Raw genomic sequence first — 16232 nt, forward strand, 5'->3', positions numbered from 1 at the left:
AAAATAGACTAAAATAAGCTATCCCAAACCTCTACCGATCTAATCCCATGCCTAAGAAGAGTTATGGCGAAACTGTTGAAAAAAGGGTCAAACGCTTGTTTGAAGTCTTATTAGATCATGTGGCTCACTGTCAATGTGAGGATAATGATTGGGGAGTCAAGCTGGCTCTAGGGGAAGAGGGGAAGCTTTTGCAGGTTGAGACGAATTTAGCGGCTTTAGTACGCTTGGCAGAGCAGAAAGGGGAAAAATTGACCAAAGATCAAGTTAGGGACGCGATTAGCCACTATTTAGCCGATTATCTAGGCATTCTTCGGGATGAGCGTTTCAAACAGCAGGGGTCGGAGGAATGGCGGTTCTCCCTAACTCTGTGGGCGAAATGCGGCGATAAGACAACAAATTTGACTAAATTTTCGGAGGAGTGGCATAAAAGGCGCTCTGAACCCTCTAAAAAAGCGGTAACTAAACCCGAAGCAACGGCTCAATCCTCCCCCCAACCCCTGACCACCTCTGGGTTAGTGGATACGCAACTCCCACCCGTGCGTAGATGGCAAGGACGACGGGAAGAATTGCAAGAACTCCAAACAGCGTTAGGGAATGACCATCTAAGGTTAATCGAGATTACCGCCGCCGGAGGTTATGGTAAAACTGCCCTGGCGAGAAAGTTTACAGATCAATTAACTGCTGATTGGCCGGTATTATGGGTTAATTTTAACCAGCCTTACCCTTTGGCACAGTTCGGACGGTGGTTATTAGAGGAGTTAAAACAAAATTATGATGAAAAATGGAATGATGGGCAATTAATAGACGCAATCAGCAAAGGGTTAACCGCTAAACCCTGTTTATTAGTGTTGAATAATTTGGAAACGGTACTAACTGCCCCAGTAAATTTGGTTTATCAGCAATTCTTGCAAAAATGGTTAAACACAGAAAGCAGCAGTAAGCTATTAGTCACCAGTCGAGAACAGCTAAAATTCCCCGTCAATTTGCAAGATTATTATTATTCTTGGCCTTTAAAAGGGTTAAAAGAAGCGGATGCGATGCGTTATGTCACCGAAGATCACGGCTTAACGGGAAGCGATGAAGAATTAGCCCAATTTGTCGATAAAATGGGAGGTCATCCCCTCTTAATGGAACTGGTTTGTAGTTTGATGAAAGATAAGTTTGGGAAAGGGGTTTCTGTCACCGAGTCGCAAAATTTGGGCTTAAATATGTTTGATGTGGAAGGGTATCACCGCGACACGGAAACCTGTGTTAGAGAAGTGATTACCGCCAGTTTAGCGCGATTATCGAAAGAGTTTAGGGAGAGTTTAACGCGGTTGTCGGTACTGCGGGAGAATTTTGATGACAGGTTAGCGCAGGGGTTAATTCCAGCAATAACTGAGGAAGATTTACGCTATTTAGCTCGTTTATCTTTATTACAAGAATTTCCCCCCGAATACAATGTAAAACCGCGACAGTTTCAGTTTTTGCCTTTAATTTCCATGGTGGTGCAAGATCAAGCAAATGCTGAAGTATTGCGATCTGCCCATCAATTAGCCTTAAATTATTATTTAGCTCATTTACCTGTCCCTCCCTGGGAATCCTTGGAAGATTTGAAGGAATATTTAGAGGCGTTTCACCATGCAGGGGAATTGGGAGAATGGCAGTTAGCTTACGATATTTTGAATGAGGATCGAGGAGGAGAAGAGAAAGATAAATCGGTTAATAGTTTTTTAGATTTACAAGGATTTTATCGTAAGCAAGCAGAACTTTATGAGCAAATTATTGCAGGGAGTCAACGGGAACAAGTTTGTTATCGTAACTCGTTAAGTTATTTGGGAAGTTGTTATCGTTCCTTGGGACAGTACGAAAAAGCGATCGCATTCAACCAGCAATGTCTCGACATCAGTAAGGAAATGGAAGATTGGCAAGGGGTGGCAATTTCTTTAGGCAATCTGGGATTTTGTTATAAGTCGTTAGGGAAGTATGACAAGGCGATCGCCTATCACCAGCAATATCACGACATCAGTGAAGAAATCGGCGATCGGCGAGGGGTGGCAATTTCTTTAGGCAATATGGGTAGTTGTTATTACTCGTTAGGGCAGTATGAAAAGGCGATCGCCCTCAACCAGAAAGATCACAACATCAGTAAGGAAATCAGTAATCGGCAGGGGGTGGCAAGGTCTTTAGGCAATCTGGGAGTTTGTTATGACTCGTTAGGGGAGCATGAAAAGGCGATCTCCCACTTCCAGCAATTTCACGACATCAGTGACGAAATTGGCGATCGGCGAGGGGTGGCATTTTCTTTATATAACATGGGTGAAGCATTGATTAAACTAGAACAATACAGCGAAGCAGAAAGCAAAATTCAAGCATCCTTAGTTATTTCCCAAGAGATTAATTTTAAATATTTAACCGCCCATAATTTAAGAGTTCTTGCCGAAATCGCCCACCAAACTAATCGCCCTGAACTTGCCCTCAGTCATTGCCAACAAGCGCTTGAATTATGCCAAGAATTGGGGATTCCGTTGGTTAAATATTGTGAGGAACTGTTAGGGCAAATTCAGGCTACATTAGAGAATAATTAAGGTAAATTATCATCTCAAAAATTAATATTTAACTGAACAAAGCTATGATAAAACTAACTTTAAACGAAGCCCAAAGTCAACTTTCTGACCTCCTTAAAGCTGCCTCAAAAGGTGAACAAGTTATTATCCAGAATAATGAGGGTCAAGACTTTCAACTCATTTCTCTTCCTACTACTGTTAAACATCCCCAATATGGAAGCGCAAAAGGCATCGTTAAAATGCTTGACAATTTTGATGATCCCATCGAAGAATTTGAGGAATATATGCCATGAAAATTTTAATGGATACCCACGCCTTTTTATGGTTTATCGAAGGTGATAATAATCTTAGTGATGCTGCTCGTTCTCTTATAGAAAATAATCAATATCAAAAACGATTAAGTATCGCTAGTCTCTGGGAAATGTCCATCAAAGCCAGCCTTAACAGATTAGAATTAAAGACAACTTTCCCAAATTTAATTCAAAATTATGTTTATAATAACGGCTTTGATATACTATCTATTAACGCCGAACATCTCGAACAACTCAAGAGACTCCCTTACTACCATAAAGATCCTTTTGATCGCCTAATAATCGCTCAAAGCTTAACTGAAAATATTCCGATTCTCACTAAAGATGAGTTATTTAAGCGATATACTGAAAATTTATTATGGTAAACCTGAAAAGAAGAAACTTTAGCAAATTAATCACAAAAACTAACAGGCAAACTTTAAACCTTATTGATTTTCCATGCAAAACCCAATTAACCTCACTATTGAGCGCTTTCAAGAAAACGGACAAGATTACTATGTCGCCACCAGTCCCGATATACAAGGACTTGTCGCTGAAGCTGATACAATAGATGCTGTCATTGATATTGCCAAAGACTTAATTCCCATCCTATTAGAATTGGAAACAAAGGAGTGTGAATAATGCAAACCGTCCACAAAATGAGGAACAATTAATTATGAACATCAAAGATTATCCCTTTGCTCAAGACTTGATTACAGATAATCAAGGTCAGATACAGCAAGTTATCATTAATTTTGAAGATTATCAACAAATAATAGAAACCTATGAAGATACTGGACTCTATTGCGCCATGATAGACGTTAAAGATGAAACTCCCTTAACTTTGGAGGAAGCTTTAATTGAATTAGAAAAAGAATGAAAATTAACTATCTTCCTACTTTTATCAAGGATCTTAAAGATTTAAAAAGTACCTCCTCTTACTCAGTCATAAAAAACCTTGTCTTTACTGATATTTTAGCAGTTAAGCAGCTAAGCGAAATTAACAACCTTAAAAAATTAAAAGGAGAATATAATGCCTATCGTATCCGAATTGGTGACTATAGAATTGGTTTTTTTGTTGAAGAAGATACAATTACATTTGCTCGTGTTCTTCATCGTCGAGAATTCTATCGTTATTTCCCGTAAAATTTCGGTAGATAAAGAATCATTGAAAAGCCTTTGTCGAAATAGCCCACAAAATGAATCACTGCGATCGCGCTCTCAACTACTGCCAACAAGCGCTTGAATTATGCCAAGAATTGGGGATTACCTTGGTTAAAGATTGTGAGGAACTGTTAGGGCAAATTCAAGGAAACTTAGGAGATTCAGACAATAACTTAAAGTAAACCTGAGAAAATTTCAGTTTTTATCTATAAAAAACAATGCCTGCCAAAGATATTTTCCATGACTGTGTAAAACACGCCCTAATCAAAGACGGCTGGACAATTACCCATGACCCCCTACGGATTCGTTTAGCAAGAGGTAAAAACCTGTTTGTTGATTTGGGAGCAGAAAGACTATTAGCCGCAGAAAAGGGAACAGAAAAAATAGCCGTTGAAATTAAGAGCTTTACTCGTCCCTCTGATATGAAAGACCTTGAAGAGGCAGTTGGTTAATTTGTCGTTTATACCCATCTTTTAAAGCGTTATTATCCCGAATATAAACTATTTTTGGCTGTTAGCGAAAACACCTGCAAAACAGTATTTGAAGAAGAAGCAGGTCAAACCTTAATTGAAGATGGTATTATTCAGTTATTTAGTTTTGATCTCAACCAGGAGGTAATTGTACGATGGCTTCCTTAATTGCCCAATATCGGCAAATTATTGAAAAAACATTCCAAGATTATGCCGACTTCCTCGACACCGATCACCAAATCCAAATCGAATTAGTCCTAGATCAAACCCGCGATCGCTATTTATTGGTTGAAACAGGTTGGCAAAATGGTTATCGAATCTACGGAACCCTATTACATATTGATATTATTGATCAAAAAATTTGGATTCAACACGACGGAACTGAGGATGGTATTGCCGATGAATTAGTAGCTGCGGGAATCCCTCAAAACCAGATTATTTTAGCCTTTAAATCCCCTGAAATTAGACCCTATACAGGCTTTGCTGTCGCTTAACTTTCAAATATCATGGACAATTCTCAAAACCGCAATCGCCGCCAAATGAATCACTATTAGAAGAAGATTAGAAACTCTTGATAACCCAAGTCAGCCATGAAAATCACCTACTTTCAGGATACGGATACTCTATACCTAGAGTTCAATAACAATCCCATTGTCGAGACTCAAGAAATCAATGAAAATACCTTGGCCGATCTTGATCAGCAGGGTAATATTTGTGCAATCACCTTGGAACACGCCAAAAGCTTAACGGATCTGAATGCTTTTTCCCTAGAAACTATTGTCGCGCCTCAATTAGCTTCAAGTTTATAAGAGTTGTCATAATAAAATTATTCTATAAACCTTGACGTGATATAATATATATGACATTTGGGCGCAGATTCCTTGTGACCCTATAATCGGACAAATTCGTTATTATCAATGACAACAACTTTAATCAATCACATTGAAATTACCCCAGAAACCTGTGGCGGTAAACCGCGCATCGCAGGTCATCGCATCAAAGTCCAAGATGTCGTTATTTGGCACGAACGCCTGGGAATGTCACCCGATGAAATTGTTTATCATTATCCCAGCATTACTTTAGCTGATGTTTACGCGGCCCTTTCTTACTATCACGATCACCTTGAAGAAATTAGACAACAAATCACAGATGATGATACCTTTGCCAAGGAAATGCAAGCTAAAACACCTTCTCTAGTCCAAGAAAAACTAAAAAAAATGAATGGGCAATAAAATTAAATTTCACCTTGATGAAAATGTAAGCTATAGCATTGCTCTTGGATTGCGCCAGCGAGGCCTTGATGTTACTACCACTCCAGAAGAAAATTTATTGGGGGTATCTGATGAAGTACAATTGCAATTTGCTTTATCCAATGGTCGCGTGATTTTTACTCAAGATACTGATTTTTTAAGAATCAATCAACTAGCACGTTGCTTCAAGTCAGAAAAATTCCCCTCTATCCGTCCCAACCTAATCGAGACTATTGCTCACTGACTAAATAACGCGATCGCCGAATCATAAAACAATGCCTGCCAAAGATATTTTCCATGATTGTGTAAAACACGCCCTAATCAAAGATGGCTGGATAGTTACCGATGATCCCTTAAGTCTTAAAATTGGCAAAAAAGACTTGTTTATTGATCTAGCAGAGGAACTGTTAACACAAATTGATACCCCCTAGTCCCCAAAAGAAGAATCTCCCCATGAGTAACCCTATTATCATTGAAACTGACTTAAAAGATATTCTCGCTAAACTTGACAATCGGTTAGAGCGAATCGAAACAAAACTAGAAGTATTACCGAAAATAGAGGCCGAAGTTTCCCAACTCAAAGAAGATGTCAAAGACTTGAAAGAAAGGGCAACGGCTCAAATATGGGCTTTGATAGTCACTGTTATCGGTGCAACTGTTGCAGCAATTATCAAATTCGGTTTTTTAACTAAAACTTAAATCATCATTAAAAACTAAGTTGGAACTAGACAAGTTCCAACCAGTAACAAAAAATTGACCTTGAAGATTAACGACGGATTGGTGCCATCGCACCGTCGGCGGCGGCGCGAAAAGGTTCCACTGCCTCGCTATAATCGATCGGTAAAATAGCCACCACGTTATCGTGAGGACGGGGAATAATTACCCAGGTTTCTAAAGCTGCCCCCTCGGTTTTATTGACGGCTTCAATGCCGGCAGCCATAGCGGTTTTTACCTCCTGTACATCCCCACGAATATTGAGGGTAAAACGGGCGCTTCCTGCCCTTAAATAACCAACAATCGTGATCCGTCCTGCTTTTACCATCGCATCGGCGGCCGCTAGAATACCGGGGAAACCTTTGGTCTCGATCGATCCCACCGCGGGTTGGGCTGTCATAAATTAACTCCTAATAACAAAAATCAGATAAGTTCAATTGATAGAATCCAATCTATTTTCCAGTCTTTAACTATAGTCTAGTTTGGGGCAAATCGCTAGGGAAATTAACTGCGAAAACGGTCTGACTTAGCCGTATGCTGCACTGGTAAAACCGCCAGTACATTTTCTGGAGGATTCGGTACGATGTAATGACTGACCACATTGCCACCAAAAGCGGTCATCGCCGCCGCTAATCCTGCCTCTACTGCCGGTTTAACCTCGGAAATCGGACCGCGAATCGCCACTAAAAATTCGCCCCTTTCCGCTAGATCAAAATAAACTAGGGTGACTCGTCCCCCTTTAACCATGGCATCCGCCGCCGCTAAAACGGGGGGAAAACCCAACGTTTGAATGACTCCGACCGCCTCGGGCATTTTTCCTGATCTCCTGCGAAAGCAACTTTACATTATACCCCGAACCTGTCTTTATATTTTCTTCTGCAAATCCCCGACCGATCGAGCCTGTTTTTTCTCTAAATACTGTTGATGGGACTGATCGGCCAGATAATAATCTCCTGCGGGTTCGATCAAAGTAACGATATCTTGCTGAAACTTTGCCGATAGTTGTAGTTGACGCTTGGAAGCAGTGGCGATTAACTTTTGTTCCGGGGTGTGATAGAAAATAATTGATCGATATTGTTCTCCCCGGTCCGGTCCTTGGCGATTTAACTGAGTCGGATCATGGATTGACCAAAAAACAGCTAATAACGCCTCATAGCTTATTTCTTGGGGATTATATTCAATTTGTGCCACTTCCGCATGACCGGTAATTCGCGATAACACATCGAGATAACTAGGATTGGGAAAATTTCCCCCCATATAACCCACAGAAGTCGCTAAAACCCCTGGTAAACGCCGAAATGCGTCCTCGGTTTTCCAAAAACAGCCGGCCCCAAAGGTAGCTTTTTCGCCGTTATTCATTTCTCCTCACATCCTTGGCAAATTCTACAACTGCTTTTGTAATTGTCTCGCTTAAATTAGCATAAACTTTGGCAAAAGGGGGAGCTTTTTCGGTTAATCCTAGGATATCCGCCGTTACTAACACCTGACCATCACAATCTTCCCCCGCACCGATACCAATCGTCGGGATAGTCAATTTATCGGTAATAGTAGCGGCTAAATTGGCGGGAATATGTTCCAAAACCAGGGCAAATACTCCCGCTTTCTCCAAGGCTAAAGCTTCCTCGATTAGTCTTTGTGCATCCGATGGGGTTTTTCCCTGCTGACGGTATCCTAAGCGATGCACCGACTGGGGAGTTAATCCGATATGACCCATAACAGGGATGCCTATCTCGGTTAAACGGCTAATCGTCTCGATCATAGCGGGATAACCCCCCTCTAATTTTACCCCTTGCACTCCCGCTTCCTTTAACATCCTTCCGGCGGAGTGAATTGCCTGACTGACACTTTCCTGATAGCTGAGAAAAGGCAAATCACAGACAACTAAAGCTTGTTTTACCCCGCGAGACACGGCCGCTGCATGGTGAATCATCGCCTCTAGGGTGATCGGTAAAGTGGTAGGATAGCCCAAAGCGGTCATAGCTAAGGAATCACCCACCAAGATAATATCAATTCCTGCTCGATCGAGCAGTCGCGCGATCGGATAATCCCAAGCTGTGAGGGTGACAATCGCGCGTTTTTGCTGTTTCCACTCGATTAATTTGCTGGTGGTGACTGCCATTCTTTATTCACTGCGGACAGCTTCGAGGATACGGGAAAAATAGAAACGAGTGCTAGTCATACTCGTCCGTTCAATTTTAAAGCCATTTTCGTTGAGAGCGGCGACAATAGTTTTTTCCTTGTGTTGATAAGCGCGAGTGGTTTTACTCGGACCGGGGAAAAATTGACCAATTTTCTTGAGAATGGTTAATAAACAGGTTTTAGGGGCAAAACTGAGGATTAAACGGGATTGAGCTAGGGATCCCAGGTGTTTAATCATTCCTAATGCTTCTTCTGTGGGATAGTGAATGAGAACATCAAGACAGATGACTGTGTGATATTGGCCGGTTAATGCTTCTAAATCTTGAACGGCAAAGGTGAGTTTACTGGTATCTGCTAACTCTTTGGCTGCTCTTTCCTTGGCTTCTGTCACCATTTTCTCAGAAATATCACTGGCGAAAATAGTTGCGCCCGCTTTAGCGAGGGGAATACTGAGACTACCGACTCCACAACCGGCATCACAGATTGAGAGATTGGGCAAATTTTCATCACTTTCTAACCAACCGATAACGGTATCGATCGTCTGTTGATGACCGATGCGAATATCTTTTTGTACTTTGTTAACTTCGCCATCCCCATAAATCCGGCGCCAGCGATCGAATCCTGTGGCGTTAAAATAGTCCTTGACTATGGCTTTATCGTCTAATGTGTTGGTCATAACGAAATCTAAACGAGCGGAGATGGTTATTAGTTTATCCTACCGTGAAAGCCAGTTTTCCGACTGAATCATTCAGGGTTGCCGTTAGAACATAAGTATTATTTTGTTTCCCCGTGCTGCCAAGCATTCTCAAAGATTTGTAAATTTTTTAACCAAAATCCTTGAGGTAATGTTAGGCTGATCCCAGGAAAAAAACACAGCTTAATAGCGATTAAATATAAGGTGAGGGTTTTAAACTTATATGATCGGTTTAAGCCCAAATACATAAAAAAATTGATTGAGATTCCCTAACCTAGTTCCGTTGTTTCCCAGAGCCTGAATTACTAGAAAAAATTTAACACCGCCAGGGCTGGAGTCCAGAAATAACGGCACTTAGAGACCGAAGTGAACTTAGGAAAATGGTTTCCCAAACCGTGAACATTTTGAGGGTGGGTAATTAACTGACTCATCTTTTGCCGAACCATCCTGAACAATTAAAGGATGGTTAGACCAGTGGTTGATGATTGAAAAATCTTCGATAAAAAGGCTGGTGGTTAAGCCATTTTTCCGCGATTGTATTAGCTAAAATATCCATTTTTTGGAGGTATTTTTTATGTCTGGACAAGCGAGTTTTCCCATCCCCAGTACCGCCTCAAATGAAGAAACCACGGGGCGATATATTGTTACTTTCCAAGATGGAGCAACCCCGGAAGGAATCGCCGCCCTGCGAGATGTGGCGGGGATATCTGCCTTGCCCGATGCCCGGGACTTTGCCGATTCGGCCATGGACAGTTCAGAACTAGATGCGGCGGGAGGGGGAACCTTTCCGACTTTGGGGGTGGCAGTGGTTTCCCTGGATGACTTAGCCTTGAGCGGTGTCATGAACATAGCGGGGGAAAGTTCGGCAATTTTAGCGATCGAACCCGAACGAATTTACTATGCAATCGAGGAGGGTTTATCCTCGGAATACCTCAAGGGTTATCGCGATGCCGTCAATCATCTTTTTTATGAACAGTCTAAGGCTAAAAAAGAGCTGGGAGATAAGGATCTCGCAGCCCTAGCCTTTCTCGATGATGCCCAATCCACTTGGGGATTAAAAGCCACGAAAGTAATCAATTCCCTTGGTCGCACTGGTCGCGGCATTAATGTGGCTGTACTAGATACGGGTATGGATTTAAAGCATCCCGACTTTTTTGGGCGATCGATCCAAAGTAAGTCTTTTGTACCAGGAGAAGCGGTGCAGGATGGTCAAGGTCACGGCACTCACTGTATCGGCACCGCTTGCGGATTTAAAGATGTCAACGGTCGCCGCTACGGGGTCGCCTACGAAGCCACCATTTATGCGGGCAAAGTTCTCAGTAATGCTGGCAGTGGCTCCCAAAGTTGGATTCTCGCCGGCATGGAATGGGCGATCGCCAGTCGCTGTGCGGTGATTTCTATGTCCTTGGGCAATACAGTTCCAACTCCTTCCACTGCCTACGAAACTATCGGTCGTCGCGCTCTGCAAAATGGTTGTTTGATTATCGCGGCGGCCGGCAATCACCGGCCCGGTACTGTGGGTCAACCGGCTAATAGTCCCTCAATTATGGCCGTGGCGGCGATCAATAGTAATCTGCGATTAGCCTCTTTTTCCTGTGGTTCTGGTACTGCCCAAGGTGCTAACGTAGATATCGCCGGCCCCGGGGTGGCGATCTATTCTTCTGTACCGATGCCCCGACGTTACGACGTTTTTAACGGCACTAGCATGGCTACCCCTCATGTGGCCGGGATTGCTGCTCTCCACGCTCAAGCTTCGGGAGTGCGCGGGGCGCAACTCTGGCAGTTACTCACCTCGAAAGCCTTGCGACTGTCCATTCCCACCGTTGATGTGGGTAGTGGACTGGTCCAAGCGCCTTAGCAGTCAGTATTGAGGAGTCAGGAGTTAGGAGTTAGGAGTTAGGAGATTATTTTTATTTATTCTCCCCACTTCCCCTGCTCCCCACTTCCCCGCTCCCATCTCCTGACTCCTGCTCATCTTTTTACTTTCATTAATAGCCATGGAACAGATTATCGTGACGATCGATGAACAGCATTTAGCCGATATTCAGACAGTGGCCAATAATTTACAATTTCTGGGTATGACAGTAGATAATATCTTATCGGTTTCCGGCATTATTACCGGTTCAGCCCCTCGATCGCTGATCCCCTCTTTAAAGGCAGTGCCTGGAGTTCTCGATGTGGAGGAAGATAAGGAAATGCGGGCGATATAAGCTGTTGACTATCTAAAAAATTACTCGTTAAGACTCCAGGGGAGCGCTGGAGCTTTTTTGCTGTGTTGCCAAAGGCACGGCGTAGCCGTCCAGTAAACAGTAATCAGTGAAAAGAAAGCTCCCAACTTGCCACTTAATAGTATTGAAAACTCAAATCTGATCACTGATCACTGACTCCTGACGGTGAAGCAGTGGACCGGGAGCGATTGCAACTCTGTGGAAAAGCTTAATTTGTTTTCCGCTTCACTTTTAGTTAACCTAAATTGAATATCATGTAATCGTCCCAAGATCGATCAGTAAGGGTTCCATGTCAATTATTAACCATAGAACTAAGATCGTAGCCACGATCGGCCCTGCCAGTAATTCGCCAGAAGTCCTCAAGCAGATGATCGGTGCGGGGATGAATGTAGCGCGGCTAAACTTTTCCCACGGTAGCTACGAAGATCATGCGAGAGTTGTTAGCCTTTTACGGCAAATTTCTCAAGAATTAGACAATCCTATCACTCTCCTGCAAGATTTACAAGGGCCGAAAATTCGCGTCGGTAATCTCCCCAATGGTTCCATTACCATCAACGACGGCGATTATCTCACCCTTGTACCCATGGATGAGTATCGGGGAGAAGCGAACACGGTTTCGATCGATTATCCCTATCTGGCCGAGGAAGCACAGCTAGGTGAGCAAATTCTCCTCGATGATGGCTTATTAGAGCTAAAAATCGTTGAAATTAACGGAAAAGACCTAAAATGTCAAGTATTGGAGGGAGGAATTCTCAAAAGTCGCAAGGGAGTTAATCTACCCCGTCTCAATTTGCGCTTACCTTCCATGACCGAAAAAGACAAACAAGACCTAGAATTTGGTCTTTCTCAGGGGGTTGATTGGGTTTCCCTCAGTTTTGTTCGTAAAGGAGAAGATATCAAGGCGATTAAGGCATTTTTAGCCGAGAGAAATCACGCGGATGTGCCAGTGATAGCTAAAATTGAAAAACCGCAAGCGATCGAAAATTTAGAGTCAATTATCGAGGAATGTGACGGCATTATGGTGGCCCGGGGCGATTTGGGGGTAGAGTTAAGTCCCGAAAAAGTCCCCATGTTGCAAAAACGCATTATCAAACTCTGCAACATGAAAACTATTCCCGTCATCACTGCCACCCAGATGTTAGAAAGCATGATTCACAATCCCCGACCGACTCGGGCCGAGGCCAGTGATGTGGCTAATGCCATTATCGATGGAACCGATGCGGTGATGTTATCGGGGGAATCAGCAGTGGGAGATTTTCCCGTCAAAGCGGTGGCTATGTTGGCCAAAATCGCCCATGATGTGGAAGCGGATGTGAAGTTTGATAATGTTCCCCCCAATCAGTCCGATGAAACTCACGCTCTCAGTGAGGCTTTAGTGGCGATCGATCAAACCCTTAATCTCCGTTATATTGTCACTTTTACCACCTCTGGCTACACTTCGCTACTGGCTTCTAAGGAACGTCCCTCGGTTCCCGTCATTGCTATGACTCCCAATAAACGAGTCTATCACCGTCTCAACCTAGTCTGGGGTGTGATCCCGATTCTTCTCGATCATCAGGTGTCCGTCTTTGAGGATGTGTTAAAGCAAACCGAATCAATTCTGCTTCAGAAAAATCTAGCGCAATCGGGCGATAAAATCCTGATTATGGCGGGAATTCCCATGCAGAAAACTAAAGGAACCAATTTCCTCAAAATTCACACGATTCCCTAAGTTCTAGGATTCAGGAGTCAGGGTACAGGAGATAGGAGATAGGAGATTATTTCTATTTATTCTCCCCACACCCCACACCCCACACCCTACACCCCACTTCCCCACACCCCACGAAAAACTTTTTGCCGCAAACCCTAGATACAGATTTTGGGCGGTGGATTGGTTGTGATAGAAATATAAATATCGATCGCTTGCTATCAATCTTGATGAAAAGACGATATTTTCTGGCTTTTATCGGCTCAATTGCCCTTAGTTGCTTATTATCTGCGGGCATAAACCTTTTTTCATCTACTATCACCACCGCCCAAACCCAGACAATTCTAGTTTCTGCCGCCGCTAGTCTCAAAGAGGCCCTAGAAGAAATCAAGCCGGGGTTTGAAAAAGCCCATGGCAACATTAAAGTTAACTATAACTTCGGTGCGTCGGGGGCTTTGCAACAGCAAATTACACAAGGTGCGCCGGCCGATGTTTTCCTCTCGGCTGCCACTAAGCAAATGGACGCTTTAGCAAAAGCTGGTTTAATCGATACAACTACCAGAAGAAACCTGCTCACTAATCGCCTAGTTTTAATCGTTCCCAAGAATTCCGCCCTAAAAATCAGCGATTTTCGTTCCCTGACTAACAGTAATGTCAAAAGAATTGCCGTGGGTGAACCGCGCAGCGTTCCCGTCGGTCAGTACAGTGAAGAAGTTCTGAAAAATATCGGCATTTTAGAGCAAATAAAACCAAAACTGGTCTTTGCCAACTCTGTCCGTAATGTTCTCGCCGCCGTAGAAACTGGTAACGCCGATGCTGGCATTGTTTACCTCACCGATGCCAAAATTTCCGACCGGGTAAAAGTAGTGGCTACGGCTGCCAATAATCTCCATTCTCCGATTATTTATCCCATAGCTGTGATTAAAGACAGCAAAAACCCGCAAGCTGCCAAGACTTTCGCCCAATATCTCACCAGGACAGCCGCTAAAAACATTTTTGAAAAATTCGGCTTCGGAATAGCCAGATAAACAATGCCCGACTTTTCCCCCCTATGGATATCCCTGAAAACCGCCACCATTGCCCTGATAATCATCTTTTTTCTCGGTATTGCCGCCGCTTATTGGATGTTAGGCTATCGTGGACGGTGGAAATCCCTAATCGAGGCAGTTTTCGTCGCACCCTTAATCTTGCCCCCGACGGTGCTAGGCTTCATTTTACTCCTTCTATTCGGCAAAAACGGACCATTAGGACAGTTATTAGACTTATTTAACTTTCGCATCGTTTTTACTTGGTATGCCGCCATCATCACCGCGACGGTGGTGGCTTTTCCCCTGATGTACAAAACCACCCTCGGGGCTTTTGAACAGGTGGATGCCAATCTTTTACAGGTTGCCCGCACCCTAGGGGCATCGGAAGGGAAAATATTCTGGCGCCTACTTTTGCCCCTCTCCTTCCCCGGAGTATTAGCAGGATTAACCCTAGCTTTTGCCCGCGCTTTGGGGGAATTTGGGGCGACTTTGATGTTAGCGGGTAATATTCCGGGGCAAACTCAAACTATCCCGATGGCGATTTTCTTCGCTGTGGAAGCAGGAGCGATGACTGAGGCTTGGATATGGGTGTTTATTATCATGTTAATCTCCCTATCGGGGATTATCGCCGTTAATCTCTGGCAAAGTCAACGCAAACAGCAATTAGGACGACCGGGAGAAAGCAAACCTAACGAGATGGAGGACTGGCTGCCACCCTGGGAGGGTCGCGATTTTGCCCTTTTAGCAGCTGAAAATCAGCATTATAGGGATAAAATAGGCTTATTTGTTGATATAGAGAAATATTTACCCGGTTTTAACCTCTCGGTCACTTTTAACTGCCAAAATCAGCCCCTAGGATTATTAGGGGCTTCGGGTTCGGGAAAAAGCCTGATTTTGCGATCGCTGGCTGGGGTAGAAACGCCCTCAAGGGGCCGTATTGTCTTAAATGGTCGCATTCTCTTCGATTCCGAAAAGGGAATTAATCTCCCCAGTCGTCAGCGTCGTATCGGTTTTGTGGTGCAGAATTATGCCCTTTTTCCCCATCTCACCGTAGCAGAAAATATCGCTTTTGGTCTCTCGAAAAACTTATCTAAAAAAGTTATTAAACAGCAGATTGCCAACCAATTGGAATTAGTGCAGTTACCCGGCATGGAAAACCGTTATCCCCATCAATTATCGGGGGGACAACAGCAACGGGTCGCCATCGCTCGCGCTTTAGCTAGTCATCCGGAAGCTTTATTATTAGATGAGCCTTTTTCTGCCCTTGATACCCATCTACGCGCTCAATTAGAACGTCAGATGATCAAAACTTTAAGTAATTACGATGGCGTGACAATTTTTGTTACCCATAATATGGATGAAGCTTATCGAATATGTGAGAATTTATTAGTTATGGAAAAAGGGCGGGCAATTGCTAATAATTCTAAACAGAAAATTTTTGAGCGACCAGATAGCGTTAGTTTGGCAAAAATTACTGGCTGTAAAAATTTTTCCCGTGCTATTATCATTAATAATCAACAATTGGAGGCCATTGATTGGGATGTTAAATTACACACCATCCCCGGAATTCCCGACTATTTAGCCTATACGGGAATTCGCGCCCATCAAATTATTTTTGGTCGAGATTTAAGCGATATTAATACTTTTCCCTGTTGGTTGGCTAATGCCATTGAAGGACCCCATCGGGTGACTCTCTATCTGAAACTTAATCAACCCTCCAACCATGACAGAGATTTTCATATCCAAGCAGAGTTATATAAGGATAAATGGTTAGAAATTAAGGAGCAAGCTTTGCCTTGGACTGTTACTTTATCTCCCCAGCGTTTATTATTATTAAAATAAACAGAGATTTTGATGCTAAGTTGTCAAACACCCCCCTTACTATCCATTAGTCGGATCTTTCTTAACAAAAAGAGAAGAAACTTAAAAAAAGGGGAAACGATTGATAGGTATAGTTTTGAAAGAAGGAATTAAGGTGGAGGTAAGCAAAAAAATGGAGAAATGGGCAGCCCAAGAATTACA

Annotated in this window: 22 protein-coding genes and 2 pseudogenes; 19 read left to right on the forward strand and 5 right to left on the reverse strand. The window is 43.1% G+C overall.

Annotation, left to right across the window (positions count from 1 at the left end):
* Window positions 1-47: 47 nt before the first annotated feature.
* The 14 genes and pseudogenes from IM450_RS10240 (at window position 48) to IM450_RS10305 (ending at window position 6419) form a co-directional block, all read left to right on the forward strand.
* Window positions 48-2567, forward strand: coding sequence for a tetratricopeptide repeat protein (locus tag IM450_RS10240; RefSeq protein WP_287667121.1), 2520 nt, complete (start codon window positions 48-50; stop codon window positions 2565-2567).
* A 44-nt stretch (window positions 2568-2611) separates the two neighbouring features.
* Window positions 2612-2839 (forward strand): type II toxin-antitoxin system Phd/YefM family antitoxin, encoded by a 228-nt coding sequence (locus tag IM450_RS10245; protein ID WP_271937602.1) that lies wholly within the window; start codon window positions 2612-2614, stop codon window positions 2837-2839.
* A complete protein-coding gene (locus tag IM450_RS10250) occupies window positions 2836-3222 on the forward strand; it encodes a type II toxin-antitoxin system VapC family toxin (protein WP_002796330.1) in 387 nt (128 codons plus the stop codon). The genes IM450_RS10245 and IM450_RS10250 overlap by 4 nt, the downstream gene beginning before the upstream one ends.
* 73 nt (window positions 3223-3295) lie before the next feature.
* Window positions 3296-3478 (forward strand): DUF1902 domain-containing protein, encoded by a 183-nt coding sequence (locus IM450_RS10255; protein ID WP_002762135.1) that lies wholly within the window; start codon window positions 3296-3298, stop codon window positions 3476-3478.
* Between the two features lie 34 nt (window positions 3479-3512).
* Window positions 3513-3716, forward strand: coding sequence for a hypothetical protein (locus IM450_RS10260; RefSeq protein ID WP_002800856.1), 204 nt, complete (start codon window positions 3513-3515; stop codon window positions 3714-3716).
* A complete protein-coding gene (locus IM450_RS10265) occupies window positions 3713-3982 on the forward strand; it encodes a type II toxin-antitoxin system RelE family toxin (protein ID WP_061432389.1) in 270 nt (89 codons plus the stop codon). Before IM450_RS10260 ends, IM450_RS10265 begins: the two co-directional genes overlap by 4 nt.
* A gap of 53 nt (window positions 3983-4035) precedes the next feature.
* The gene (locus IM450_RS10270) at window positions 4036-4182 is read left to right on the forward strand and encodes a hypothetical protein (protein ID WP_287667128.1); all 147 of its coding nucleotides are present in this window, start codon (window positions 4036-4038) and stop codon (window positions 4180-4182) included.
* A 36-nt stretch (window positions 4183-4218) separates the two neighbouring features.
* Window positions 4219-4638 (forward strand): annotated as a pseudogene (locus IM450_RS10275) (XisH family protein).
* Window positions 4626-4964, forward strand: a complete 339-nt coding sequence (locus IM450_RS10280) for a XisI protein (protein WP_002732833.1) — start codon at window positions 4626-4628, stop codon at window positions 4962-4964. Before IM450_RS10275 ends, IM450_RS10280 begins: the two are co-directional and overlap by 13 nt.
* A gap of 96 nt (window positions 4965-5060) precedes the next feature.
* Window positions 5061-5279 carry a DUF2283 domain-containing protein gene (locus IM450_RS10285; protein WP_046661247.1) on the forward strand — a complete coding sequence of 73 codons (219 nt, stop codon included), beginning with the start codon at window positions 5061-5063 and terminating at the stop codon, window positions 5277-5279.
* A 108-nt stretch (window positions 5280-5387) separates the two neighbouring features.
* Window positions 5388-5702: a DUF433 domain-containing protein gene (locus IM450_RS10290; protein WP_002753976.1), complete on the forward strand. Its 315-nt coding sequence runs from the start codon at window positions 5388-5390 to the stop codon at window positions 5700-5702.
* Entirely contained in the window at window positions 5692-5964 is a 273-nt protein-coding gene (locus tag IM450_RS10295; protein WP_002800850.1) for a DUF5615 family PIN-like protein, read from the forward strand. Before IM450_RS10290 ends, IM450_RS10295 begins: the two co-directional genes overlap by 11 nt.
* Before the next feature lie 31 nt (window positions 5965-5995).
* A pseudogene (locus IM450_RS10300) lies at window positions 5996-6130 on the forward strand (element excision factor XisH family protein); the annotation flags it as partial.
* A gap of 43 nt (window positions 6131-6173) precedes the next feature.
* The gene (locus IM450_RS10305; RefSeq protein WP_002775412.1) at window positions 6174-6419 is read left to right on the forward strand and encodes a hypothetical protein; all 246 of its coding nucleotides are present in this window, start codon (window positions 6174-6176) and stop codon (window positions 6417-6419) included.
* 67 nt (window positions 6420-6486) lie between these two features.
* Here IM450_RS10305 and IM450_RS10310 read toward each other — a convergent pair whose 3' ends face one another.
* The 5 genes from IM450_RS10310 to bchM all read right to left on the reverse strand — a co-directional run bounded on the left by IM450_RS10310 (window position 6487) and on the right by bchM (window position 9249).
* Complete coding sequence (locus IM450_RS10310) at window positions 6487-6834, reverse strand: carbon dioxide-concentrating mechanism protein CcmK (protein ID WP_002733188.1); 348 nt, start codon at window positions 6832-6834, stop codon at window positions 6487-6489.
* A gap of 104 nt (window positions 6835-6938) precedes the next feature.
* Complete coding sequence (locus IM450_RS10315; RefSeq protein ID WP_002782143.1) at window positions 6939-7247, reverse strand: carbon dioxide-concentrating mechanism protein CcmK; 309 nt, start codon at window positions 7245-7247, stop codon at window positions 6939-6941.
* Window positions 7248-7298: 51 nt separating this feature from the next.
* On the reverse strand, window positions 7299-7793 hold the full coding sequence (msrA, locus tag IM450_RS10320) for a peptide-methionine (S)-S-oxide reductase MsrA (RefSeq protein WP_002800848.1): 495 nt from the start codon (window positions 7791-7793) through the stop codon (window positions 7299-7301).
* Window positions 7786-8553 (reverse strand): 3-methyl-2-oxobutanoate hydroxymethyltransferase, encoded by a 768-nt coding sequence (gene panB / locus IM450_RS10325; RefSeq protein WP_002734057.1) that lies wholly within the window; start codon window positions 8551-8553, stop codon window positions 7786-7788. The genes msrA and panB overlap by 8 nt, the downstream gene beginning before the upstream one ends.
* Window positions 8554-8556: 3 nt before the next feature.
* Complete coding sequence (bchM, locus tag IM450_RS10330; protein WP_002800845.1) at window positions 8557-9249, reverse strand: magnesium protoporphyrin IX methyltransferase; 693 nt, start codon at window positions 9247-9249, stop codon at window positions 8557-8559.
* A 592-nt stretch (window positions 9250-9841) separates the two neighbouring features.
* On the opposite strand from bchM, the gene IM450_RS10335 reads away from it, so the two are divergent.
* The 5 genes from IM450_RS10335 (at window position 9842) to modB (ending at window position 16052) form a co-directional block, all read left to right on the forward strand.
* Complete coding sequence (locus IM450_RS10335) at window positions 9842-11125, forward strand: S8 family serine peptidase (protein WP_287660412.1); 1284 nt, start codon at window positions 9842-9844, stop codon at window positions 11123-11125.
* Between the two features lie 139 nt (window positions 11126-11264).
* Window positions 11265-11477: a hypothetical protein gene (locus tag IM450_RS10340; protein ID WP_002800842.1), complete on the forward strand. Its 213-nt coding sequence runs from the start codon at window positions 11265-11267 to the stop codon at window positions 11475-11477.
* 307 nt (window positions 11478-11784) lie between these two features.
* The gene (gene pyk / locus IM450_RS10345) at window positions 11785-13206 is read left to right on the forward strand and encodes a pyruvate kinase (protein WP_287667140.1); all 1422 of its coding nucleotides are present in this window, start codon (window positions 11785-11787) and stop codon (window positions 13204-13206) included.
* Between the two features lie 206 nt (window positions 13207-13412).
* Entirely contained in the window at window positions 13413-14210 is a 798-nt protein-coding gene (modA, locus tag IM450_RS10350) for a molybdate ABC transporter substrate-binding protein (RefSeq protein WP_287667142.1), read from the forward strand.
* Window positions 14211-14213: 3 nt separating this feature from the next.
* A complete protein-coding gene (gene modB / locus IM450_RS10355; RefSeq protein ID WP_287667145.1) occupies window positions 14214-16052 on the forward strand; it encodes a molybdate ABC transporter permease subunit in 1839 nt (612 codons plus the stop codon).
* The last annotated feature ends 180 nt before the right edge of the window (window positions 16053-16232 follow it).

Origin of the sequence: Microcystis sp. M083S1, assembly GCF_020246405.1 — a bacterium.
In the GTDB taxonomy this organism is placed as follows: domain Bacteria; phylum Cyanobacteriota; class Cyanobacteriia; order Cyanobacteriales; family Microcystaceae; genus Microcystis; species Microcystis aeruginosa_C.

Excerpts from the sequence above, each read along its gene's own strand:
- IM450_RS10240 (WP_287667121.1), top strand. The coding sequence starts at position 48 with ATGCCTAAGAAGAGTTATGGCGAAACTGTTGAAAAAAGGGTCAAACGC.
- IM450_RS10245 (WP_271937602.1), top strand. The coding sequence starts at position 2,612 with ATGATAAAACTAACTTTAAACGAAGCCCAAAGTCAACTTTCTGACCTC.
- IM450_RS10250 (WP_002796330.1), top strand. The coding sequence starts at position 2,836 with ATGAAAATTTTAATGGATACCCACGCCTTTTTATGGTTTATCGAAGGT.
- IM450_RS10255 (WP_002762135.1), top strand. The coding sequence starts at position 3,296 with ATGCAAAACCCAATTAACCTCACTATTGAGCGCTTTCAAGAAAACGGA.
- IM450_RS10260 (WP_002800856.1), top strand. The coding sequence starts at position 3,513 with ATGAACATCAAAGATTATCCCTTTGCTCAAGACTTGATTACAGATAAT.
- IM450_RS10265 (WP_061432389.1), top strand. The coding sequence starts at position 3,713 with ATGAAAATTAACTATCTTCCTACTTTTATCAAGGATCTTAAAGATTTA.
- IM450_RS10270 (WP_287667128.1), top strand. The coding sequence starts at position 4,036 with ATGAATCACTGCGATCGCGCTCTCAACTACTGCCAACAAGCGCTTGAA.
- IM450_RS10280 (WP_002732833.1), top strand. The coding sequence starts at position 4,626 with ATGGCTTCCTTAATTGCCCAATATCGGCAAATTATTGAAAAAACATTC.
- IM450_RS10285 (WP_046661247.1), top strand. The coding sequence starts at position 5,061 with ATGAAAATCACCTACTTTCAGGATACGGATACTCTATACCTAGAGTTC.
- IM450_RS10290 (WP_002753976.1), top strand. The coding sequence starts at position 5,388 with ATGACAACAACTTTAATCAATCACATTGAAATTACCCCAGAAACCTGT.
- IM450_RS10295 (WP_002800850.1), top strand. The coding sequence starts at position 5,692 with ATGGGCAATAAAATTAAATTTCACCTTGATGAAAATGTAAGCTATAGC.
- IM450_RS10305 (WP_002775412.1), top strand. The coding sequence starts at position 6,174 with ATGAGTAACCCTATTATCATTGAAACTGACTTAAAAGATATTCTCGCT.
- IM450_RS10310 (WP_002733188.1), bottom strand. The coding sequence starts at position 6,834 with ATGACAGCCCAACCCGCGGTGGGATCGATCGAGACCAAAGGTTTCCCC.
- IM450_RS10315 (WP_002782143.1), bottom strand. The coding sequence starts at position 7,247 with ATGCCCGAGGCGGTCGGAGTCATTCAAACGTTGGGTTTTCCCCCCGTT.
- msrA (WP_002800848.1), bottom strand. The coding sequence starts at position 7,793 with ATGAATAACGGCGAAAAAGCTACCTTTGGGGCCGGCTGTTTTTGGAAA.
- panB (WP_002734057.1), bottom strand. The coding sequence starts at position 8,553 with ATGGCAGTCACCACCAGCAAATTAATCGAGTGGAAACAGCAAAAACGC.
- bchM (WP_002800845.1), bottom strand. The coding sequence starts at position 9,249 with ATGACCAACACATTAGACGATAAAGCCATAGTCAAGGACTATTTTAAC.
- IM450_RS10335 (WP_287660412.1), top strand. The coding sequence starts at position 9,842 with ATGTCTGGACAAGCGAGTTTTCCCATCCCCAGTACCGCCTCAAATGAA.
- IM450_RS10340 (WP_002800842.1), top strand. The coding sequence starts at position 11,265 with ATGGAACAGATTATCGTGACGATCGATGAACAGCATTTAGCCGATATT.
- pyk (WP_287667140.1), top strand. The coding sequence starts at position 11,785 with ATGTCAATTATTAACCATAGAACTAAGATCGTAGCCACGATCGGCCCT.
- modA (WP_287667142.1), top strand. The coding sequence starts at position 13,413 with ATGAAAAGACGATATTTTCTGGCTTTTATCGGCTCAATTGCCCTTAGT.
- modB (WP_287667145.1), top strand. The coding sequence starts at position 14,214 with ATGCCCGACTTTTCCCCCCTATGGATATCCCTGAAAACCGCCACCATT.